General features: G+C 63.4%; 16 protein-coding genes. 12 read left to right on the top strand and 4 right to left on the bottom strand.

Translation table 11 applies throughout. The annotated features are described in order from the left end of the window. Window positions 1–10 precede the first annotated feature (10 nt). The gene (locus J2Y41_RS07510) at window positions 11–919 is read right to left on the bottom strand and encodes an NAD(P)-dependent oxidoreductase (RefSeq protein ID WP_309927651.1); all 909 of its coding nucleotides are present in this window, start codon (window positions 917–919) and stop codon (window positions 11–13) included. A gap of 216 nt (window positions 920–1135) precedes the next feature. On the opposite strand from J2Y41_RS07510, the gene J2Y41_RS07505 reads away from it, so the two are divergent. From J2Y41_RS07505 to J2Y41_RS07485, 5 genes are all read left to right on the top strand, one after another. Beyond that, window positions 1136–2719: an acyl-CoA carboxylase subunit beta gene (locus J2Y41_RS07505; protein ID WP_216925413.1), complete on the top strand. Its 1584-nt coding sequence runs from the start codon at window positions 1136–1138 to the stop codon at window positions 2717–2719. A 44-nt stretch (window positions 2720–2763) separates the two neighbouring features. Next, window positions 2764–2952: an acyl-CoA carboxylase epsilon subunit gene (locus tag J2Y41_RS07500; RefSeq protein WP_309928028.1), complete on the top strand. Its 189-nt coding sequence runs from the start codon at window positions 2764–2766 to the stop codon at window positions 2950–2952. A 74-nt stretch (window positions 2953–3026) separates the two neighbouring features. After that, the gene (locus tag J2Y41_RS07495) at window positions 3027–4709 is read left to right on the top strand and encodes a DUF885 domain-containing protein (protein WP_309927647.1); all 1683 of its coding nucleotides are present in this window, start codon (window positions 3027–3029) and stop codon (window positions 4707–4709) included. A 106-nt stretch (window positions 4710–4815) separates the two neighbouring features. After that, window positions 4816–6249 carry a dicarboxylate/amino acid:cation symporter gene (locus J2Y41_RS07490; RefSeq protein WP_309927644.1) on the top strand — a complete coding sequence of 478 codons (1434 nt, stop codon included), beginning with the start codon at window positions 4816–4818 and terminating at the stop codon, window positions 6247–6249. 102 nt (window positions 6250–6351) lie between these two features. Beyond that, complete coding sequence (locus J2Y41_RS07485) at window positions 6352–6804, top strand: YbjQ family protein (RefSeq protein WP_224166887.1); 453 nt, start codon at window positions 6352–6354, stop codon at window positions 6802–6804. Window positions 6805–6811: 7 nt separating this feature from the next. Here the strand turns inward: J2Y41_RS07485 and J2Y41_RS07480 are convergent, their stop codons facing one another. Continuing rightward, window positions 6812–8185 (bottom strand): DUF222 domain-containing protein, encoded by a 1374-nt coding sequence (locus tag J2Y41_RS07480; protein ID WP_396133488.1) that lies wholly within the window; start codon window positions 8183–8185, stop codon window positions 6812–6814. Window positions 8186–8310: 125 nt separating this feature from the next. On the opposite strand from J2Y41_RS07480, the gene J2Y41_RS07475 reads away from it, so the two are divergent. Together J2Y41_RS07475 and J2Y41_RS07470 are read left to right on the top strand one after the other, a co-directional pair. Then, window positions 8311–9003, top strand: a complete 693-nt coding sequence (locus tag J2Y41_RS07475) for a TetR/AcrR family transcriptional regulator (protein ID WP_309928024.1) — start codon at window positions 8311–8313, stop codon at window positions 9001–9003. Between the two features lies 1 nt (window position 9004). Then, window positions 9005–11530 carry an MMPL family transporter gene (locus J2Y41_RS07470; RefSeq protein ID WP_309927640.1) on the top strand — a complete coding sequence of 842 codons (2526 nt, stop codon included), beginning with the start codon at window positions 9005–9007 and terminating at the stop codon, window positions 11528–11530. Window positions 11531–11728: 198 nt separating this feature from the next. On the opposite strand, the gene J2Y41_RS07465 is transcribed toward J2Y41_RS07470, so the two are convergent. Further along, window positions 11729–12403, bottom strand: a complete 675-nt coding sequence (locus J2Y41_RS07465) for an HAD family hydrolase (RefSeq protein ID WP_309927636.1) — start codon at window positions 12401–12403, stop codon at window positions 11729–11731. A 79-nt stretch (window positions 12404–12482) separates the two neighbouring features. Here J2Y41_RS07465 and J2Y41_RS07460 point away from each other — a divergent pair, with 79 nt between their 5' ends. Both J2Y41_RS07460 and J2Y41_RS07455 read left to right on the top strand, forming a co-directional pair. After that, window positions 12483–13139, top strand: a complete 657-nt coding sequence (locus J2Y41_RS07460) for a nucleoside triphosphate pyrophosphatase (protein ID WP_309927633.1) — start codon at window positions 12483–12485, stop codon at window positions 13137–13139. 60 nt (window positions 13140–13199) lie between these two features. Next, window positions 13200–15071 (top strand): biotin carboxylase N-terminal domain-containing protein, encoded by a 1872-nt coding sequence (locus tag J2Y41_RS07455; RefSeq protein ID WP_224091928.1) that lies wholly within the window; start codon window positions 13200–13202, stop codon window positions 15069–15071. 83 nt (window positions 15072–15154) lie between these two features. On the opposite strand, the gene J2Y41_RS07450 is transcribed toward J2Y41_RS07455, so the two are convergent. Continuing rightward, the gene (locus J2Y41_RS07450) at window positions 15155–16564 is read right to left on the bottom strand and encodes an MFS transporter (protein ID WP_309927627.1); all 1410 of its coding nucleotides are present in this window, start codon (window positions 16562–16564) and stop codon (window positions 15155–15157) included. A 293-nt stretch (window positions 16565–16857) separates the two neighbouring features. Between J2Y41_RS07450 and J2Y41_RS07445 the strand changes: the two genes are divergently transcribed. Genes J2Y41_RS07445 through J2Y41_RS07435 form a run of 3 tightly spaced genes read left to right on the top strand, consistent with a single transcriptional unit; the run spans window position 16858 to window position 22079 of the window. Beyond that, window positions 16858–18270 (top strand): MFS transporter, encoded by a 1413-nt coding sequence (locus tag J2Y41_RS07445; RefSeq protein WP_224091923.1) that lies wholly within the window; start codon window positions 16858–16860, stop codon window positions 18268–18270. Continuing rightward, window positions 18271–20517 carry a molybdopterin oxidoreductase family protein gene (locus J2Y41_RS07440; protein ID WP_309927622.1) on the top strand — a complete coding sequence of 749 codons (2247 nt, stop codon included), beginning with the start codon at window positions 18271–18273 and terminating at the stop codon, window positions 20515–20517. Then, complete coding sequence (locus tag J2Y41_RS07435; RefSeq protein WP_309927619.1) at window positions 20514–22079, top strand: FAD-dependent oxidoreductase; 1566 nt, start codon at window positions 20514–20516, stop codon at window positions 22077–22079. The genes J2Y41_RS07440 and J2Y41_RS07435 overlap by 4 nt, the downstream gene beginning before the upstream one ends.

Genomic DNA, 22079 nt, shown 5'->3' with positions numbered 1-22079 from the left:
GGGAATCCGCTTAGAGGAAGATGTCCGGCACCAGACGGTCTTCAGGCGCGCCGAGGCTGTATGGCGCAAACTCCTTCACGCCAGCAGCCCTGAGGACTTCTTCGTCAGTGTAGAAGTTCCCCGAACCCGTGACACCGTCGGCAAGGTTGGCGCCAGTCAGAACAGCGTGGGCAGCATCGGCCATGATCTCCGGTCCGCGGGCGGCCTTCACGATCTGCTGCCCACCAGGCATGTTCCGGATCGCCGCGGTATCGATCAGCGTGCAAGGCCAGAGCGAGTTGACCGAAACGCCGTCGTCCTTAAGCTCTTCGGCGAGCCCCAGGGTGGTGAGGCTCATTCCATACTTGGCCATGGTGTAGGCCAGATGCATCCCGGCCCATTTTGGGTCGAGGTTCAGCGGTGGAGACAGCGTGAGGATGTGCCCGTTCCCGGATTCCCGCAGTGCAGGGAGGGACAGTTTGGAGAGCAGGAAGGTTCCCCGGACGTTGATGTCCTGCATGAGGTCGTAGCGCTTCATGTCAATCGCGTCCGTGCGCGAGAGGTCGATGGCTGACGCGTTGTTGATGACGACGTCGATTCCCCCAAAGCGCTCGACGGCGGCACTCACGGCTGCGGCGACGTCGTCATCATTGCGGACATCGCCCACGAGGGGCAGCGCCTGGCCACCTGCGGCAACGAGTTGATCGGCAGCGGTGAAGACGGTCCCCTCAAGTTTCGGGTGGGGTTCCCCGGTCTTGGCCATCAGTACGATGTTGGCGCCGTCGCGGGCCGCGCGGGTGGCAATGGCCAATCCGATGCCACGGCTGCCGCCGGACATGATGACGGTGCGGCCTTTGAGCGAACCGCTGGCTACATAAGGGGTGCTGCCCTTCGGCTTACTCTCTTCGGAAGCTGGGAAAGCATCGTTGCTTGGAGTCATGGAGACACTCTAACCCAAGTATGTTACTGACGGGTAACATACTGGCGGCTTTGGCTTGGGCGCTGAAAATTGTAGGGTTTCTACAGCGGTTCGCGGCAATGGCGTCACTAGACTGGCCAGCGGGGCCTGTTCTTTGTACGGAAGCTACTTAAGTCAGCTACTTGTTTGCACCAGAACTGCGCCAGCGAAAATCAGCTACAGAGCCGGAGACACTTGATGAGCCACGATCTGACAACGACAGCGGGAAAGATTGCAGACTTCCGCGACCGCCAGGCCCGTGCAGAACAGCCTTCCGGCCCGGAAGCGATCGAAAAGCAACACGCGCGCGGTAAGAACACCGCCCGCGAACGCATTGACCTTCTGGTCGATCCCGAATCTTTCGTTGAGTTCGACGCCCTGGCCGTCCACCGCTCCACCGCCTTCGGCATGGAGAAAAAGAAGCCCCTGGGCGACGGCGTCGTCTCCGGTTACGGCACGGTAGACGGGCGCCTCGTTGCCATCTACAGCCAGGACTTCAGCGTCTACGGCGGCTCCTTGAGCCAGGTCAACGGCGAGAAGATCGTCAAGGTCCAGGAGTTCGCCCTCCGCAATGGCTGCCCGGTAGTCGGCATCAACGACGGCGGTGGCGCGCGCATCCAGGAAGGCGTGGCTTCCCTTGCCATGTTCGCGGATATCTTCCGCAACAACGTCCACGCATCCGGCGTAGTCCCCCAGATCTCGCTCATCATGGGCCCGTGCGCCGGCGGCGCTGCCTACTCCCCCGCCCTGACCGACTACGTCGTCATGGTGGACAAGACTTCGCACATGTTCATCACCGGCCCGGATGTCATCAAGACCGTCACGGGCGAGGACGTGGATATGGAAACGCTGGGCGGTGCCCGCCAGCACAATGCCACCACCGGAACGTCCACGTACCTTGCCTCCGACGAAGCCGACGCGATCGAATTCGTCCGCGAGCTCCTGGATTTCCTGCCTTCCAACAACCTCTCCGAGGCCCCGGTTGTAGAACACGACCAGGAATTGGAACTCGACGACGACGACCTCGCCCTGGATGGACTGATCCCGGATTCGGCCAATCAGCCCTACGACATGCGCAAGGTCATTGAGCAGATCGTGGATGACGCCCACTTCCTTGAAATGCAGTCGCTTTACGCCCCCAACGTCATCATTGGCTACGGTCGGGTCGAAGGCCACACGGTGGGCATCGTTGCGAACCAGCCCATGCAGTTCGCCGGAACCCTGGACATCTCCGCGTCCGAGAAGGCCGCCCGGTTCGTTCGGCACTGCGACGCTTTCAACATCCCCATCATCACGTTGGTTGATGTGCCCGGCTTCCTCCCCGGCAAGGACCAGGAATTCCAGGGCATCATCCGCCGAGGCGCCAAACTCCTTTATGCCTACGCTGAGGCCACGGTGCCCAAGCTCACCGTCATTACCCGCAAGGCCTACGGTGGCGCATACATCGTGATGGGCTCCAAGAAGCTGGGCGCGGACCTGAACCTCGCGTGGCCCACCGCCCAGATCGGTGTCATGGGCGCACAGGGCGCGGTGAACATCCTTTACCGTCGCGACCTCGCAGCGGTTGCCGAGGCCGGCGGCGACGTCGAGGCCAAGCGTGCCGAGATCATCCAAGGCTATGAGGAAGAGCTCCTCAATCCTTACCAGGCAGCTCAGCTGGGCTATGTGGACGCAGTCATTGCCCCCTCCGACACACGCCTCCAGATCATCCGCGGCCTGCGCGCCCTCCGCGACAAGCGCGCCAGCCTGCCCACCAAGAAGCACGGAAACATCCCGCTGTGAGCCCGGCACACGAGAGCGCTGCGGCGCCCGAACCTGTTGCTCCCATGTTCTCCGTGGTCAAGGGAGAACCCACGGCCGAAGAGCTCGCGGCGCTTGCCGCCGTCGTCGCGTCCGTGGGAGTACCCCAAACGCCGGCGCCTGCAAAGCCGAATGTTCGTCATTGGGTGCGCCGTCAACAGTTGCGCCTTGACCCCACGCCGGGTCCGGGCGCCTGGAAGCGCAGCCGCGGATAGCTTCGCTTCTCCCGGTAGGGGGAAAAAGTGCAACAACCCTTTCACGTGAGCCGACTCCCGGTTAGGCTCTGTGGGTGACTACTGCAAACACGCCTGCACGACCCAAGACCGCCATCGATTCCGTTGCTGATGCGTACACGGAAAAGCTGATCGAACTCAATCCCAGCTTTGCCACCACGCTGGGGTTGCCGGGGCACGAGACTGAATATCAGGACTACTCGCCGGCGGGTGCCGAGGCCCATGCGCAGGCCACCCGGCAGGCGCTGGAATCGCTGGCGGCCTTGGAACCGACCGACGAATCCGACGTCGTCACACTGGACGCAATGCGGGAGCGGCTCGGCCTGGAGCTGGAGATCCATGAAACCGGCTGGGATGCCGCCGACCTCAACAACATCGCCTCGCCCGCGCAGGATATCCGCGCCATCTTCGACCTCATGCCGACGGACACTGTTGAGCAGTGGGAGCACATCGCAGGCCGTGCCACCAACGTTCCCGGCGCAATCGAAGGCTACATTTCCTCGCTTCGCGCCGCCAAAGAAGACGGCAAGGTAGCCGCCGCCCGCCAGGTTCGGATTGTCATCGAGCAAACCGGCCGGTACGCCGCCAAGGACGGCTTCTTCGCCAAGATGGCGGCCGGAGCCACGCTGGCTGGTTCGCCGCTTCCGGCTGACCTTCAGTCCAAGCTCGACGCCGGAGCCTCCGCGGCGCGATCAGCCTACGAATCGTTGGGTACTTTCCTCCAGGACGAGCTTCTCCCCGTTGCCCCGGAAAAGGACGCGGTGGGACGGGAACGGTATGCCCTGGCTTCCCGTTCGTTCCTGGGCGCGGCCGTAGACCTCGAGGAAACCTACGCCTGGGGCGTCCAGGAGCTGGAACGGCTCATCAGCGAACAGGAAAAGGTAGCCGCGCAGATCAAGCCCGGCGCCAGCATCGAAGAAGCCAAAAGCATCCTCAACAACGATCCGGCCCGCCAGATCAAGGGAACGGACGCCCTGAAGGCGTGGATGCAGGAGCTCTCGGACCGCGCAGTATCCGAGCTCGCCGACGTCCATTTCGACATCCCGGATGTCATGAAAACCCTCGAATGCATGATCGCCCCCACCGACGAAGGGGGCATCTACTACACCGGCCCGTCTGACGACTTCTCCCGGCCCGGCCGCATGTGGTGGTCCGTTCCCGCCGGCGAAGACACCTTCACGACCTGGTCCGAAACGACCACGGTTTACCACGAAGGCGTTCCCGGCCACCACCTGCAGGTCGCCACCGCCACCTACCGCCGCGAACTCCTGAACAACTGGCGCCGCAACGCCTGCTGGGTCTCCGGACACGGCGAAGGTTGGGCACTCTACGCTGAGCAGCTCATGCTGGAACTGGGCTACCTCAAAGACCCCGGCGACCACATGGGCATGCTGGACGGGCAACGCATGCGCGCCGCCCGCGTTGTGTTCGACATTGGCGTCCATCTGGAACTACCCGTCCCCGAACGCTGGGGCACCGGAACCTGGACTCCCGAGAAGGGCTTTGGCTTCCTCAAATCCAACCTCGACATCAGCGAAGGCCAGCTCCAGTTCGAATTCACCCGCTACCTCGGGTGGCCCGGGCAGGCACCGTCATACAAGGTGGGCCAGCGGCTCTGGGAGCAGATCCGGGCCGAGCTTGAAACCCGCGAAGGGTTTGACCTGAAATCGTTCCACAGCAAGGCACTAAATATTGGCTCGGTCGGCTTGGACGTACTGCGGCGGGCGTTGCTGGGGTGAGTCTTCGAGACGCACGCCACACCGGGTTCGGGAATAACTTCACAGCTAGGTAACATTTCTAAACGTTCGTTAGGTATGTTATTTGAAGTGCACCTAGCGTGTTCCCGTGAGCACCTCAACCAACACTTCCCCATCAGCTGGAAAGACCGGCTTCCGGCTCCCCAAGTGGGCAGGATCCTTCGGCGTCCAGATCATCGCGGCCCTCATCATTGGCCTCGTACTTGGCCTCGTCGCAAAGTACACCGGCAGCACCAAGGCCGCCCCGAACGGGCTCGGCGCAACTCTTCAAACGATTGGCTCCAGCTACGTCTCGTTGCTGCAGACCGCCGTCGTTCCTTTGATCTTCACCGCGGTAGTGAGCTCCATCGCGAACCTTCGCCAGGTTTCCAACGCCGCCCGTCTGGCATGGAACACGCTGCTCTGGTTTGCCATCACTTCGCTGGTTTCTGTGCTCATCGGCATCGGCCTGGGTGTGCTCTTGCAGCCTGGTGCAGCTACCGGGATCACTCAGAAGGCCGAGTACGCCGGCAAAACCGGTGACTGGTGGGCATTCCTGATCGGACTGTTCCCCAAGAACTTCCTCGGACTCGGCGCAAGCTCCACTGTCACGGAGAGCGCCAACGCTGCCACCACGGTCAGCACCTCCGTCAGCTTCAACGTACTCCAGATCCTGGTGGTCGCGATCGCCGTAGGCATCGCTGCTCTCAAGGTCGGCAAGCAGGCAGAAGCGTTCCTGACCTTCAACGCCTCCGCACTGGCCGTCATCCAGAAGGTCCTGTGGTGGATCATCCGCATCGCTCCGCTGGGCACTATCGGCCTGATCGGTAACGCAGTTGCCATCTACGGCTGGGACACCATCGGCTCCCTGGGCAAGTTCACTGCCGCCATCTACATTGGCCTGGCACTTGTGCTCTTCGTGCTCTACCCCATTCTGGTCCGCGTCCACGGCCTTTCCATCAAGCAGTACTTCTCCGGTGTTTGGCCGGCCGTGCAGTTGGCATTCGTTTCCCGTTCCTCGATCGGTACGCTGCCGCTCACGCAGCGCGTCGCCGAGCGTAACCTTGGCGTCCCGTCCGGCTATGCTTCGTTCGCCGTGCCGCTCGGTGCCACCACCAAAATGGACGGTTGCGCGGCGATCTACCCCGCCATCGCAGCGATCTTCGTGGCCCAGTTCTTCGGTATCAACCTGGACTTCAGCCAGTACCTGCTGATCGTCCTGGTCTCCGTGCTTGGTTCCGCTGCTACAGCAGGTACCACTGGCGCCGTCGTCATGCTCACACTGACCCTGTCCACGCTGGGACTGCCGCTGGCCGGCGTCGGACTCCTGCTGGCGATCGATCCCATCCTGGACATGGGCCGGACGGCCGTCAACGTGGCAGGCCAGGCGCTCATTCCTGCAATCGTCGCCAAGCGCCAGGGCATCCTGGACGAATCGCTGTACAACGCGCCCCGCAATGGTGCCGCGTTCGCTGACGAGTTCGCCAATGACACCGCTGCTGCCGCAACAGAGGCGCGCGAACTGGCCGACTCAAAGGCCTGATCCTAGCTCTGGCCGGTTCATCACCGCCTCACAGACAAATCCCCCGGGAATCCCCGGGGGATTTGTCCGTTTAAGGGTGAAATTCTGGGTAGGCTCGGGTCCATGTTGATCGTCACCTCCAATGAGATACCCGGCCACCGCATTGATGCCGTCTTCGGCGAAGTCATGGGCCTGACCGTCCGCTCGCGCGATATTGGCTCGCAGATGCTTGCTGGCTTCCGCTCCCTCGGTGGCGGGGAGCTGCCTGAAATGACCAGGGCGCTCTACGAAAGCCGACAGGAAGTCATGGCCCGCATGGTCAACGAAGCACAACAGCGCGGCGCCAACGCAATTGTCGCCATGCGCTTCGACACCTCCGAAATGGGGACCAACTGGACGGAAGTCTGCGCCTATGGCACGGCCGTCTACGTACTTCCGCTCGGCGAGGGCGAGCCCGGCGCCACGGGACAGTCGGTGTACCTGACAAAGAACGCAGGCCAACAGGCCGCCCAGCCGCAGCAGAACACTCCCCCGGCTCCCCCGCAGCAGCAGCCCACACCTCCGCACCAGTTCTGACCCTGACTCAACCTTGTTCGGGATCCTTACTGCCAACGCCGTTCCCGTGCGTCCCCGGCAGGGCGTGCGTCCCCGGCAGGGGCGGGGCCTTGGACCGGTACCTGTGCCCGGTAGGCGTAATGATTTCCAGTGTGTGCACGCCGGACTTCCCCGCCAGCGGCTTTGCCGTCCAGCCGGGGTTTTCCTTGGTGTGGTTGCACTGCTCGCAGAGTCCAGCCCCGTTGGCCAGATCGGTTGGTCCACGATTTTGCCACGGAACGATGTGGTCGATATGCCGAATGGGCGCGTCACAATATGGTGTTCGGCAGGTATTGTCCCTTGCTTCGATGAAGCGCCGCATTCCGACAGGGAAGAGGCGCGCCTTTGAGTCCGTCGACACAAGTTCACCGGTACCAGGTGCTGTGAACAGCCTGCGAAGCCACACGTCAATGCCCGGTTCTTGAGAAGTCTGCCCGCGAGGGTCCTGCCCGCTGGCCGTAGCCACGCCCTCACCTGCTTCGATGAGTGACCGCGCCCAGCCGGCAGGAACAATCCCGTATCCCTTGAGCCGTGCAGGCTCAGTGTCGCCTTGGAAGAGAGTGCGGTCGGTCATAATGAGCTGGACCTCCACCTTGGAAATGCCGCCAGCGGTACCGGTAAGCCGATCAACCAAAGTATCGGCCATGACTTGCCCACGGGAGCGGTCATCTCCGCTGGATTTGGCAGCGTCAGCGGATTGGCTGAGGGCTGCGTAAGCTGCAACGCCTTGGGCTACGGGCAGCAGTGCGGTGAGGTAGGTCATCGTATCCGGTGCAGGGCGCAGGCTGACGTGCCGCTCCGTGGCTGCGCGGGCTGCGCGCTGGGTGACGGAACGGGGGTCACGGCGGTAAGCGGCTGCTTTGACTGCAGCGATGATGGCGCGGTCTCCGGCGCAGTCGAAGGTTCCGGTGTCGGCGGCGAGTTCTTCGTCGACCGCGCAGCGGTCTTCCGAGGAGAGGCAGGCTGTTTCCTTTACCAGCAGCGTCGCCCGCCACTCGTTGAGCTGGCCAGCCTCCACCGCAGCCAGGGTGCGTGGCATCTCAATCAGCAAAGCCTTTGCCAGGCCCAGCAACCGGGATCCTCGGTTCGGCGACTCCCGCCTGGCCAACGCCACCTGCGCGGCCACTCCCTTGCCCTGCTCCGAGGCGGGAACGCCGGACTCCGCCTGCGCCTGACGCTGGGCCAGATCAAAGGCCACAGCAATCCTGGCCTGCAGACCGGAGATGGCGGACTTCATGTCCTCCAACACACGCAGTTGGTCAATCAGGTCACTTGCAATCGTGCCTGCCCGGACAGTGTTGCCCGGGTGAACAGGCGGGAGCGCCGCGACTGTACTCCCGCGCTGCTCCTGCATCTTGTCCATGCCTCAACTCTCCCAAAGGGGTACGACAATTTTTAGTAAAGACCGGCAGGCCCGATTAAATATTGCGCAGAGTGCAAACTTGCACTTAGTGTAAGTATGTGGCTTCAATCAGCAGCGAGCCGGGCATCGTGGAATCGGCCGAACCCTCCGGACCTTCACGGCGCGAGCTCAACAAGGCGGCAACCCGGGCCTCCATCACCACCGCAGCCCTTGACCTTTTGCGCACCAACGGCCCGGGCAATTTCACGGTGGAGGACATCACTGCCAGCGCTGGCGTTTCGCGGCGCACGTTCTTCAACTACTTTTCGAGCCTCGAGGCTGCCCTCGCGTCCGTGGCCGACGGCTTCATGGATCGCGCCCTCGAGCAATTCCGCCTTAGGCCAGCGGACGAGTCGATCCTCGAATCCGCACAGGCCGCGCTGATGGCCCTCGCTGACCCCATGTCCGTAGCACCCATGGCCGAACTCTTCAGCCTCACCCACGAGAACCGTTCCCTGGCCCGTTCCGAACTCGAAGCATGGGAGTACTGCACGGGGCAGATTATCGACGCCGCCCGCGGCAGGCTTGGCCCGGACACCAGCGAGCTCTACCTGCATGCCCTGGCCGGATCCGTCATCTCGTGCGGCAAGGCAGCCATGACAGTTTGGTTCGCCGAACGTGGTCCTGACCTATCGGCCGAATCGCTGGCGGTTCTGCGCCAGTACCTCATCGACGCCATGGGCCTGCTGGGAGCCGGCTTCGCGCCGTCGTCGGAAGCCACTCCGCAAGCGGCGTCAGCTGCACAAGCATCATCCTCCTCCTCCACAGATCGGTTCTGACATGGCCTCGTTCCTCTACCGTCTCGGCAAGTTTTCCTACCGCCGCCGCTGGCTGGTCATCTCGCTGTGGCTGGCGGTCCTCCTGGCCGTGGGAGGTTCGGCCGCCGCGTTCCACGGCACCATGTCCAACAACTTCAGCATCCCCGGCACGGAAACGCAGAGGATGGCCGACAAACTCAAAGAAGCCCTGCCCGACGCGTCCGGCGGCTCGGCGAGCGTGGCCTTCGACGCCGGCGACTCCGGTTTTGACCAAGCCAAGAAGGACGCCGTCGCCACTGCGCTCACCAAGCTTGAAGCCATGCCGGACGTGCAGGGAACCGTGAATCCGTTCACCACGCAGGAGCAGCTGGACAAAGCCGCGGCCGAAATCGCCGATGGCGAAGCGAAGGCTGCCGAAGGCAAGACCCAGCTGGACGCAGCCCGTGCCCAGCTGGAAGCGGGCGAAGCCCAGCTTGCCGGTGCGGAACAGCAGATGACCGCAACAGGCCTCACGCCGGCACAAATCGAGGCCCAACTTGCGCCTCAGCGTGCCGAACTCGCCGCCAACAAAGCAAAGCTCGACGCCGGTGCCAAGGAAGCAGCGGACGGAGCCACCGCGTTGGCCTTGGGAAAGCGCCAGCTGGAGGCCTCCCAAGGGATGCGCTTCGTGTCCACTGACAACAAGGCCGCCATCGCCCAGGTCCAATTCAAGACCTCCATCAATGCCGTTAATCCCGCCGTCCGCAAGCAGGTTCAGGACATTGTTCAGGGCGTCTCCTCGGCCGGTGTCACGGCATACGCCAGCAAGGAAATCACCGAGGACGTCTCACAGATCTTCGGAGTGGCGGAGATCGTCGGTGTCGCAGTGGCAGCCCTCGTTCTGATCCTCATGCTGGGCACGCTCATCGCAGCCGGCCTGCCCCTCGTCATGGCCCTCATCGGAGTGGCTGTGGGCGTCGGCGGAACATTCGCGCTAACCGGCGTGATCAACATGAGCTCCATCTCCCCGATGCTTGCCCTGATGCTCGGGCTTGCAGTCGGCATCGACTACTCCCTGTTCATCGTTAACCGCCACCGCAACCAGCTCCTCGCCGGAATGGACGGCGAGGAATCCGCAGCCCTCGCCACCGGAACATCAGGCAACGCCGTACTGTTCGCGGGTCTCACCGTCATCATCGCGCTGGCGGCACTCGTGGTCCCGGGGCTGCCCTTCCTGGCTGTCATGGGTGTTGCCGCCGCAGCGACAGTTGCCGTCGCCGTCGTCGTTGCTTTGACCTTGACGCCCGCCGTTCTGGCTTTGATCGGCCCCAAGCTCATCTCCAAGCGAGCATGGGCCAAAGCCGCCAAGCACAATGCCGAGCCGGGCCACGAAGCCGCGGACCGGGCCCTGGAAGAGAAGCGCAGCAGCAGCGGCTGGGGCGGCTTGGTCACACGGCATCCTTGGGTTTCCCTTGTAGCCAGCGTGGTGCTGTTGGGCGCCCTGGCGCTGCCGGCTTCCCAGCTTCGTCTGGCACTTCCCGACGGCGGATCCGAGCCAGTCGATTCGCAAGCCTTCAAAGCCTACGACCTCACACGCAGCAGCTTCGGCGAAGGCGTCACCGGACCGATCGTCGTCGTCGCCGAATTCCCCGAGGGGCTCAGCGAAACCGATGCCAAGAACAAGCAGTTCGACGTCGCGGAACAACTGCGTAGCGTGGAAAACGTCACGGCGGCCGTGCCTGTGGCCCTGAGCGAAGATCGCCGCACGGCCGTCTTCCAGGTCATTCCCAAAGAAGGCCCAGCCAGCGCCAGCACAGTCCAGGTAGTTTCCGATATCCGGGACAAGGGCACTCAAATCCGCGAGAACCTCGACGTCAGCATCGGCCTCACCGGCCAGACTGCCGGCAACATCGACGTCTCCGCAAAGCTCGGGGCTGCACTGCCGCCGTACTTGGCGATCGTCGTCGGACTTTCGCTGATCCTGTTGCTGCTCGTCTTCCGCTCGATTGTGGTTCCTCTGCTCGCCACCGGCGGGTTCCTCTTGTCACTGGCCGCCGCATTTGGCGCCGTCGTGGCCGTCTATCAATGGGGCTGGTTGGGGGCAATTTTCGACGTCGCCAACCCGGGCGCCGTCCTGAGCTTCCTGCCGATCATCCTGATCGGCGTGCTGTTTGGCCTCGCGATGGACTATCAGGTGTTCATAACATCGGGCATGCGTGAATCCTTTATGCATGGTGAGAACGCCAAACACGCTGTTCGCACCGGATTCAGCCACGCCGCAGCAGTCGTCACCGCAGCCGCGATCATCATGGTCAGTGTGTTCTCCGGCTTCATTTTCAGCCACCTCACCATGGTGCGGCCGTTGGGCTTCGCGATGGCGTTCGGTGTGCTCATCGATGCGTTCGTCGTCCGCATGACAATCGTTCCCGCCGTCATGTACCTGCTTGGCGAGAAGGCCTGGTGGCTGCCCAAGTGGTTGCAGCGCATCCTGCCGGATGTGGACGTCGAAGGCGCCAAACTGAACCGGAGCGACCGCCGCACGGCCGGCTCCGAGGAACTGGTCCACTGATCCTCGCTCACATCCACCACCAATTTGACCGGCCCTCTCTCACATCCACCCCCAATCTGACCGTCCCTCTCTCACATCCACCCCCAATCTGACCGTCCCTCTCTCACATCCACCACCAATCTGACCGGTCCTCTCTCACATCCTGCACTGATCTGACCGGTCCTCTCTCACATCCTGCAGAACGTCCGACGTCGGCGCTCAACCTTGGCGCCGACGTCGGGCGTTTCTGGCGTCGAGCCGAATCAGAGCATTGATAACCTCGGCAGCCGTGCGGCGAGTGAGGGTCGGCGGCGGCACGTCGTTGGGCCATTCCTGCCCGCGGGAGACCCAACCGGTCTTTAATCGCGCCGCGCGCCCACCCGAGATATCGGCGATGGGATGATCTCCCACCATCCAGCCATCGGTCAGATCGCAACCCAATTCCTGCGCCGCCAGCCGAAAAATCCCAGCATCAGGCTTCTTCATGCCAACAGCCTCGGAAATCACGACGCAATCGACGTAGGGTTCAATTCCTAGGTGTTCGATCTTCTGTGTCTGCTGCGCCGTCGCCCCATTCGTGACGATGCCAATCCTCCATCCGGCCTCCCGCGCCTCCCTCAGTGCGATGCGCGTACGCGGATCCATGGTCATCAGTTCCACATGCTCAAAGAGCAAGGTGTCTACCAGGGCTTCGATTCCACGGTCCATGCGAAAACGCTGTTTGATGGCGAGAGCCAAGGATCCCCGCGGCTCATAACCATCCCGGTCTGCAGTGATGAGCCATGCTGCATCAGAATGCGGCCTGCCAAGCGAGCGCACGAAATTCGTAGCCCAGCAAGCAAAGGCCGAAGTCCTGTCGACCAAGGTGTTGTCCAGGTCCACGAGCAGCAGCATTCGACCAGCGTAGGCGATGTGAGAGAACATCCCCCCAAAACCGGCAGGAAGTGAGAGAACAACGTATTAGGCTGGGACGGTGACCCGATTGATCCTTGCCTCGCAATCCCCTGCCCGCACCAAGTTGCTGAGGGAAGCGGGAATCCAGCACGACATCCTCGTCTCCGACGTGGATGAGGACGCGGTGCAGGCGCACTACGGCGTCACGGACGCGCACGACACTGCGCTGCTGCTGGCCAGAGCAAAGGCTGAAGCCGTGGCCGCACTCCCCGAAGCCGAGGGCGCCCTGGTGATCGGCTGCGATTCGGTTTTCGAGTTCGACGGCGAGTCCCACGGCAAGCCCTACACGGCGGAGGTCGCCCGCGAGCGGATGCTGCGCATGAGCGGCTCCAAGGGTGTGCTGCACACGGGTCACTGGCTTGTTGATTGCCGGGAAACCGCAGCCGACGTGGACGAGGACGAGCCCGCGGACGGAACGGGAGCCACGGTCGGCTCTGTGTCGAGTGCCGAGGTTCACTTCGTAGACATGACCGCAAGCGACATCGACGCCTACATTGCCACGGGAGAACCGCTGCACTGCGCGGGCTCGTTCACCATCGACGGCCTGGGCGGCGCATTTATCCGCAAGGTGGACGGTGACCCGCACGCCGTCGTCGGTCTTTCCATCTCTACCCTGCGCGAACTGCTGGTCCACGCGAACGTTGGAATCACCGAACTGTGGGAAGCACACCAGTAGAAGCGATTTGTAGCAACCCTACAAAGGAACATCTCCTCACACACGGAATCCCCCATCAATATGGGCGGAACCCTCACAATCACGCTAGGCTCCTCAAGGACAGAAGGAGTCAACAACTTGTCAGCTAACCCGGCGCAGCCCATTTCCAGCCCTCTTACCAAGGTCTTGATTGCCAACCGCGGCGAAATCGCGGTCCGCATCATCCGAGCCGCCCGGGACGAAGGCATCGCCTCCGTAGCCGTCTACGCAGACCCGGACCGTGACGCCCTGCATGTCCGCCTCGCCGACGAAGCGTATGCCCTTGGCGGCAACACCGCGGCTGAGTCGTATCTGGTCATGGACAAGATCATCGACGTCGCCAAGCAGGCGGGCGCTGATGGGATCCACCCCGGGTACGGTTTCCTCGCCGAAAACGCAGAGTTCGCTGCCAAAGTGATCGAGGCCGGCATCACCTGGATCGGCCCCTCCCCCGAGGCGATCTCTGCCTTGGGCGACAAGGTGCAGGCGCGCCACATCGCCGAAAAGGTGGGCGCCCCGTTGGTTCCCGGCACCGCCGACCCCGTCCAGGACGCGGATGAGATCCTGAAGTTTGCCGAGGAATTCGGCTTGCCCATCGCCATTAAGGCTGCTTTTGGCGGTGGCGGACGCGGCATCAAGGTTGCCCGCACCATGGAAGAAATTCCGGAGCTGTACGAATCCGCAGTCCGTGAGGCCATTGCAGCTTTCGGCCGCGGCGAGTGCTTTATCGAGCGCTTCCTGGACGCCCCGCGCCACGTCGAGACGCAGTGCCTGGCGGATGCTTACGGCAACGTCGTCGTCGTCTCCACCCGCGACTGCTCACTGCAACGCCGCAACCAGAAACTCGTCGAGGAAGCCCCGGCTCCGTACCTCAGCGAGGAGCAGAACAAGCGGCTCTACGAATCCTCCAAGGCCATACTGAAAGAAGCCAACTACCTCGGCGCGGGTACTTGCGAGTTCCTCGTGGGCCAGGACGGCACCATCTCCTTCCTCGAGGTCAACACCCGCCTCCAGGTGGAGCACTGTGTTTCCGAGGAAGTTACGGGCATCGACCTCGTACGCGAACAATTCCGCATTGCGCGCGGCGAAGTACTTGGCTACGAGGACCCCGAGGTCCGCGGCCACTCCTTCGAGTTCCGCATCACCGGCGAAGACCCGGGCCGCAACTTCATGCCCGCGCCCGGCACGGTCAGCACGTTGAAGAACCCCACGGGTCCAGGCATCCGCGTGGACTCCGGCATTGAGCAGGGCGACGTCATCAGCGGAAACTTCGACTCCATGCTGTCCAAGCTGATCGTCACCGGCGCCACCCGTGAGCAAGCCCTCCAGCGTTCGCGCCGTGCCCTCGAGGAGATGGTGGTGGAAGGCATTCCCACCGTCATCCCCTTCGACCTCGCAGTGGTCACCGATCCCGACTTCGCACCGGCAGATGGCCCGTTCAAGGTGCACACCCGCTGGATCGAGACCGAGTTCGTCAACAACATCCCCGCTTGGACGGCCAGCGGCGCAGGTGCGGAAACGCCCGACGCCGGTGAGCGCCAGCGCGTCGTCGTCGAGGTTGGCGGCAAGCGGCTTGAGGTCGTTCTGCCGTCCGGCTTGGGCGCCAGCGTCGCCGCTGTTTCCAGCGGCTCGGGCACCAAATCGGGCAAGTCCAAGAAGCGTTCCCGCTCGGCAGGGGCTGCAGCCGCAGCCGCTGGCGGTGATGCACTGACCTCGCCGATGCAGGGCACCATCGTCAAGGTCGCAGCTGCCGACGGCGACGTCGTGGCCGAGGGCGATCTGATCGTTGTCCTGGAAGCCATGAAGATGGAGCAGCCATTGACGGCCCATAAGTCCGGCACAGTTCGTGGCCTCGCAGCCAGCGCCGGTGAGACGGTCGCTGCAGGCGCTGTCATCGCCACGATTGAGGACTAAGCGAGCTTCGAGGACTAAACCAGCTTAACGACGTCGGCCCCGCACCTTCCGGTGCGGGGCCGACGTCGTTAATGTCCCCAAGGTCAGGCGACGTTGTTCTCGTAGTCCATGTCCTTGGTTTCGCGGGTGAACCAGAGCGCCACGAAAGTGACTACGGCGGCGATGGCCATGTACACGCCCACCAGCCAGGTGCTGCCGCTGGCTGCCGACCACAGAGCGATGGCGACGAACGAGGCGGGAGCCGCTCCGATCATGGACGACAGGTTGTACGCCACAGCAGAACCGGTGTAACGGACGTTGGCCGGGAACAGCTCGGGCAGGATGGCTGCCATGGGGCCGAAGGTCAGGCCCATGAGGGTGAAGCCCACAATGAGGCCAACCATGGCCGCCGCCTGGCCGGGGCCAAACATGGTGAACCACAGCGCACCGAATACGAAGATGCCGGCGGTGACGCCGAGCAGGAACTTGCGGCGGCCCCACTTCTCGGCCAGAGGTCCGGAAACGACGGTGAAGATACCGAAGAACACGACGCCGATGATCAGCATCCAGAGGAAGTCGGACCGGGTGATGCCCAGGCCGGGAACAAACGCCGCAATCTGGTCCGCCGTCATGGGCTTGCCGGCCTTTTCGGCCGCGGCCTGGGCGCCGGCCAGGGTTGGCTTGGTGCCGTAGGACAGCGTGAACGTGGTCATGATGTAGAAGAGCACGTAGGTGGCGAACATGATGAAAGTGCCGGCCAGGACCGGACGCCAGTGGCTCTTGAGGGTCGCGGCGAGGGGCAGCTTCTGAACCTTTTCCTGTTCGATCACCTTGGTGAAGGACACGCTCTCCACCAGCTTCAGGCGAACGTAGAGGCCCACGATGACCAGGACTGCGCTAAGGATGAACGGAACACGCCAACCCCAGGCGAGGAATTCTTCGGCCGACAGGGCAACGTTCATCCAGATGAAGATCACGTTGGCGATGATGAAGCCAATAGGGGCACCCAACTGCGGGAACGTTCCATAGATGGCACGCTTGCCCTCGGGGGCATTCTCGGTGGCCAGCAAAGCTGCACCGGACCATTCACCACCCAAAGCCAGGCCTTGGAAGAAGCGCAGGATTACCAACATGATCGGGGCCAGGATCGCCCACCCCTGCATGGATGCCGTGGGCAGGAGTCCGATCAGGAACGTAGCGATACCCATGGTCAACAGCGAGGCAACCAGGGTGCCCTTGCGGCCGATCTTGTCACCAAAGTGGCCAAAGACGACGGCGCCGATGGGACGGGCGAAGAAGGCAACACCGAAGATGGCGAACGCACTGAGCAGCGCATTGATGTCAGTGGCGTCGGGGAAGAAGAGCTTGGGGAAGACGAGCACTGACGCAGTGGCATAGGCGTAGAAGTCGTAGAACTCGATCGTCGTGCCGATCAGGCTGGCGAAGATCACTTTGCCCCGCGAGTTCACTGGCTTGGTGTACTCGCCTTCCTTGGACGTAGCAGTCGAAGACATGTAGTAGCAGCTTTCGTTCACACCGGCCGATGACCCTGGGAGCCTGCCCGGCGAAGGATTATTCGAGAGTTCAATAATAGTTCCCGCAGTCCATTGACTGGACAACTAAGTCCACTATCCGGACTAGTCGAAAAGTCTCACACTGTGGTCCGGGCCACACTACCTCACCATTGCCTCACGCGCTGGTGACCCCGCCGATAGGGAAATGTCACAGCACGTTTACAAAGGGCGACGGTCCGCGAAACGCGTGAAACCTACCTTGGAAGAACAACGTCCCCCAAAGGAGGCACTCCGTGACTGTTGACCGCACTGCAGAAGAACTGGCCCCCACCCAGTCCACTGCTACCGCCGTTCCCACCCTTGAACACCGCCCCGGGCGCTGGATCGCCAACTGGGATGCCGAGGACAAGGGCCAGTGGGAAGCCGAAGGCCGGTCCATCGCCAAGCGCAATCTGTACTGGTCGATCTTCGCCGAATTCCTCGGCTTTGTCGTATGGCAGCTCTGGTCGATCGTTGTCGTCCAGCTCCCCGCAGCTGGATTCAAGTTCGACACCAACCAGATCTTCTGGCTCATCTCCATCCCCAGCCTCGTAGGCGCCACGCTGCGAATCCCCTACACCTTCATGGTGCCTAAGTTCGGTGGCCGCAACTGGACCATCGTCTCGGCACTGCTCCTCCTGATTCCCGCCAGCGGCCTGGCGATCTGTGTTTCCAATCCGGAAACGCCGTTCGGCGTCATGCTCCTGGTTGCAGCCCTCGCTGGCTTCGGCGGAGGCAACTTCGCCAGCTCGATGGCCAACATCACCTTCTTCTACCCGGCCCGCGAAAAGGGCTGGGCACTGGGGCTGAACGCCGCGGGCGGAAACCTGGGTGCCGCCATCGCCCAGCTTGTGGTTCCCATCGCCATCACCTTGCTCGCAGCTGGAACGGTCAACCTCCCCATGGCCGGCATCATCTGGATCCCGCTGATCCTGATCGCGGCCTTTGGTGCCTGGAAGTACATGAACAACCTCACCAGCGCCAAGGGTGACGTGGCCGGATCCGTTGCGGCCCTCAAAGAACCACACCTGTGGATCATGGCGTTCCTTTACATCGGCACGTTCGGTTCCTTCATTGGCTTCGCCGGCGTCTTCCCGAAACTGATCAAGGACTACTTCCCCGATTTCTCCTCCATCCACGTCGGTGCTGTGGCCTTGTCCCTGGCATTCCTCGGCCCGCTGGTCGGTTCCCTTGCACGTCCCTACGGCGGACGCATGGCAGACCGCATGGGCGGCGCCCGGATGACCATTACCTCGTTCGCTTCGATGGCCGTCATCACGTTGACCATGATCTGGACCCTTCCGCTGAAGAACTTCTGGCTCTTCCTGACCCTGTTCCTGCTGCTCTTCGTAGCCAGCGGATTCGGTAACGGTGCAACGTACCGCATGATCCCGGTGATCTTCGCGACCTCCAGCCGGGCAGCGCGCGCAGGTGCCCCAAGCACCACCACGGCACGGTTGGCTTCCTCCTCACTGGGCCTGATCTCGGCGATCGGTGCCTACGGCGGATTCGTGATCCCCCAGGTGCTGAATGCATCGAACACAGCAAGCGGCTCTTACACCCCGGCGTTCTACGGATTCGTTGGAGCCTACGTCCTGATGCTCACCGTCTGCTGGGCCTGCTACATCCGCCCCGCCCAGAAGCGCAACACGATCGGACACATCTAGATGCCCAACGGCGCCGATACCCACTGCCCGTACTGCGCGCTCCAGTGCGCCATGACGCTGGCCCCGGCTGCTTCGGCAGCCGGCGGCCCAGCGCCGGCGTCCTCGTCCGAGGCAGCACCGGCAAGCCCTGCCACACCCGCGATGCGCGGTGAAGTTGCCGTGCCCCTGGAGGTTTCAGGGCGCGACTTCCCCACCAACCGGGGCGGGCTGTGCCGCAAAGGCTGGACATCGGCGTCGTTGTTGCGTCACAACGGCCGCGTCACCGAACCAATGCTCAAAGGATCCGACGGCGTCCACCGGCCGATCTCCTGGGACCAGGCCCTCATGCTGGTCACCGCTGCTGTGAAGGACACCCAGAAGCAGTACGGAAACGACGCCGTCGGAGTTTTCGGTGGCGGCGGCCTCACCAACGAGAAGGCGTACATGCTGGGCAAGTTCGCCCGGCTGGCACTGCGCACCTCACGCATCGATTACAACGGCCGCTTCTGCATGTCTTCGGCGGCAGCGGCAGGCAACCGCGCCTTCGGCGTTGACCGCGGCCTCCCCTTCCCCGTCACTGATCTGGACTCCGCTTCCGTGATCCTCATGCTCGGCTCCAACGTAGCCGAGACCATGCCTCCGTTCGTCCAGCACCTTCAGGGCGCGCGCGACGCCGGTGGGCTGATCGTGGTGGATCCGCGCCGTTCGGCGACGGCAGCGTTCACGGGCGACGGCGGCGGCATCCATTTGCAGCCAACGCCCGGCACAGATTTGGCCCTCCTTTTGGGCATCAGCCACGTTGTGGTCCACGAAGGCCTGGCTGACACGAGCTATATCGAGGCAAACACCAAGGGCTATGCCGCCGTGGTTCGCAGCCTCAACGCCTTCTGGCCCGAGCGCGTCCAGTCCATCACCGGCGTCCCGGCCACCCTCATCCGCGAAACCGCCCGGCGTCTGGCCCAGGGCGCCCGCAACGGCGGGAGCTATATCCTCAGCGGCCGTGGAGTGGAACAGCACGTCGATGGAACTGACACCGCAACCGCAGCCATCAACCTCAGCCTGCTCCTTGGCCTGCCGGGCTCGGCCCGCAGCGGCTACGGCACGCTGACCGGCCAAGGCAACGGCCAGGGTGGCCGTGAGCACGGCCAGAAGGCCGACCAGCTCCCCGGCTACCGCAAGATCACCGACCCCGCCGCACGCACCCACGTGGCCAAGGTCTGGGGCGTCGACGAGTCACTGATCCCGGGAGCCGGCTTGCCCGCCGTCGAGCTTCTTAAGTCCCTGGGACAGCCCGACGGCGTCCGTTGCCTTTTCGTGCATGGCGCCAACGTTGTGGTTTCGGCGCCGGATACCAACGCGGTGACCCAGGGACTTCGCAGCCTGGACTTCCTGGTGGTGTGCGACTTCTTCATGTCCGAGACGGCCGTTGAAGCCGACCTCGTGCTCCCCGTGACCCAGTGGGCCGAGGAAGAGGGCACGCTGACCAACCTCGAGGGCCGCGTGATCCGCCGCCGCCGGGCACTCACCCCTCCCCCGGGTGTTCGCAACGAACTGTGGCTCATGTCCCGGCTCGCCGGGATGCTGGAAGCACCTTCCACGTTCAGTGACGACCCCGAGACAGTGTTCGAAGAACTGCGCTTGGCCTCGGCTGGCGGTCTGGCTGATTACTCCGGCATCGACTACGACATGCTGGATCGCGGCGAAGCTGCCTACTGGCCGTACCCCGTGGGCAGCCAGGGAACGCCGCGCCTCTTCGCTGACGGATTCGCCCATGCCGATGGCCGCGCCGTGATGGTCCCGGTTACCCCTTCCAAGCGAGCTGTACGTTCGTTTGCGGACGACTCCCTGGCACTCGCCACTGGCCGCCTGCTGGAGCACTACCAGTCCGGTGCCCAGACCCGCCGCGTGAGCGAGCTGCTGGCTTCCCAGCCACAGGCCAAACTCCTGATTCACCCTGGCACGGCAGCGGCGCGTGGCATTGCCGACGGCGATTACGCAACCGTGACCAACCAGCGCGGCGAGGTCCTGTGCCGGGCGGAGCTTAGCAATTCGGTCCGCCCGGACACTGTGTTCCTGCCGTTCCATTTCCCGGGCCAGGAAAACGCCAACCGCCTCACGGAGGCGGTCACCGATCCCATTTCCGGCATGCCGGAGTTCAAGACCAGCCGGGTATGGGTCCGGCGGGCAGCGTCCACCACAGTGTCAGCGGCTCCAGCCGCTGTGCCTGCCGGATCCGGGCTGCCCCTGCACGCCAAGGAGGCATCATGAGCGAGCGCATTGTTGTTGTTGGATTCGGCCCGGTTGCTGCACGACTGGTGGACGAACTGCTTCCCGCGGTCCGCACAGGACTCGTGCAACTTCTGGTGGTCGGGCAGGAAGCTGAGGCCGCTTACAACCGCGTCATGGTTGCAGAACTCGGCGTCGGACGGACCACTCCTGAAGCCCTGGCAATGGCCGACGCTGCTGAACTGGAGGCCGACGGCGTTGACGTGCGGTTGGGTGTCAAGGTCAAGAGAATTGACCGCGCACGCCAGCAGGTGATTCTCTCCGACGGCACCAATGAACACTACGACCGACTGGTGTTTGCCACCGGCTCCCGGCCCGTCATTCCCAACCTCACCGGGTTGAACCCCGATCCTTCTGGCCCCGTGCTTCCGGCCGGTGTTACTGCCCTGCGCGATCTTCGCGATGCCGCGGTACTCCGCGAAGCTGTGGCCGGCGGCAAGCGCGTCGTGGTCCTGGGTGGTGGCGTCCTTGGCCTGGAAACCGCCCTCGCCGCCGCGGAGGAAGGCGCCCAGGCAACGGTGGTCCATAACGGCCCCTTCCCTTTGGGCCGCAGCATTGACCGCGGCAGCGGTTCCGTCCTGACGAGCAGCCTTCGTGCGGGCGGCGTCCGGATGGCCGGCAATGCGAGGTCTACCGGCGTGGAAACCGCTGGCCCCGGCGGAAGCTTCTCTGCGCTGCTGCTGGAAGACGGCTCGGCGATCGACGGCGACCTGCTGGTCCTCTCCTGTGGAGTCCGCCCGCGGATCGAGCTGGCTGAAGGCTGTGGCCTTCCGACCGGCGCTGGGATCCTTGTGGACCACCATCTCCGCACGTACCACGAGCCGCACATGTTCGCGATCGGCGACTGTGCAGAGGTCCGCTGCCTTGACGCTTCCTGCCTTGATTGCCGGACTGCCACCGGCCCCTCCGGCTTGATAGGCCCGGGCTGGCGTCAGGCCGAGTGGCTGGCTGAATATTTGGTGGTCCTGGCACAAGACGGCCAGGAAGCCGCGGATGCGATGGAAGCCCTGCCCACGGAAAAGCCAGGCGTTGTGGTCCTGAAGGCAAGGGGCATCAACCTTGCCCTTGCCGGCGACAACCAGGCCGATCCCTGGGACGAAGAACTGCTTGAAGCCGGGGCCGCATCCGGCCGGGCACGCCGCCAAATCTCCCAGTGGGCCGATCCCGAGCACGGCCGCTACGTCAAGATGACCACCCGTGGCGGCGTGTTGGAGGGTTTGGTGGCCGTGGGCATGCCGCGGACCGCTGCAGAGCTCGTCGTCCTTTTCGAACGTTCCTCAGAGCTGCCGGCGGACCGTTCCCTGCTGCTTCGTCTGGACGGCCCTGACCAGTTGGGTTCCGGCAGCGCCACCAGCAACGATCCCCAGCGCACGGTGTGCCGTTGTGCCGGGGTCAGTGCCGCCAGCATCGAGGATTCCGTGTTGGATGGTTGCAGCACTGTTGGCGAGGTCTCCAAGGCCACACGCGCCGGCACAGGCTGCGGAGGATGCCACGAGGACATCAAGGGGCTCATCGAAAAACATTTCCAAGCGGCTGCCGCCTGA

It is taken from the genome of Arthrobacter sp. 1088, from assembly GCF_031455315.1.
GTDB lineage: Bacteria > Actinomycetota > Actinomycetes > Actinomycetales > Micrococcaceae > Arthrobacter.
The sequence above is the reverse complement of the archived record's forward strand: the minus strand, read 5'-3'. Positions and strand labels throughout refer to the sequence as shown.

Coding starts and splice junctions, on each gene's coding strand:
- J2Y41_RS07510 (WP_309927651.1), bottom strand. CDS start 919: ATGACTCCAAGCAACGATGCTTTCCCAGCTTCCGAAGAGAGTAAGCCG.
- J2Y41_RS07505 (WP_216925413.1), top strand. CDS start 1,136: ATGAGCCACGATCTGACAACGACAGCGGGAAAGATTGCAGACTTCCGC.
- J2Y41_RS07500 (WP_309928028.1), top strand. CDS start 2,764: ATGTTCTCCGTGGTCAAGGGAGAACCCACGGCCGAAGAGCTCGCGGCG.
- J2Y41_RS07485 (WP_224166887.1), top strand. CDS start 6,352: ATGTTGATCGTCACCTCCAATGAGATACCCGGCCACCGCATTGATGCC.
- J2Y41_RS07480 (WP_396133488.1), bottom strand. CDS start 8,185: ATGGACAAGATGCAGGAGCAGCGCGGGAGTACAGTCGCGGCGCTCCCG.
- J2Y41_RS07470 (WP_309927640.1), top strand. CDS start 9,005: ATGGCCTCGTTCCTCTACCGTCTCGGCAAGTTTTCCTACCGCCGCCGC.
- J2Y41_RS07465 (WP_309927636.1), bottom strand. CDS start 12,403: ATGCTGCTGCTCGTGGACCTGGACAACACCTTGGTCGACAGGACTTCG.
- J2Y41_RS07455 (WP_224091928.1), top strand. CDS start 13,200: ATGGGCGGAACCCTCACAATCACGCTAGGCTCCTCAAGGACAGAAGGA.
- J2Y41_RS07450 (WP_309927627.1), bottom strand. CDS start 16,564: ATGTCTTCGACTGCTACGTCCAAGGAAGGCGAGTACACCAAGCCAGTG.
- J2Y41_RS07440 (WP_309927622.1), top strand. CDS start 18,271: ATGCCCAACGGCGCCGATACCCACTGCCCGTACTGCGCGCTCCAGTGC.
- J2Y41_RS07435 (WP_309927619.1), top strand. CDS start 20,514: ATGAGCGAGCGCATTGTTGTTGTTGGATTCGGCCCGGTTGCTGCACGA.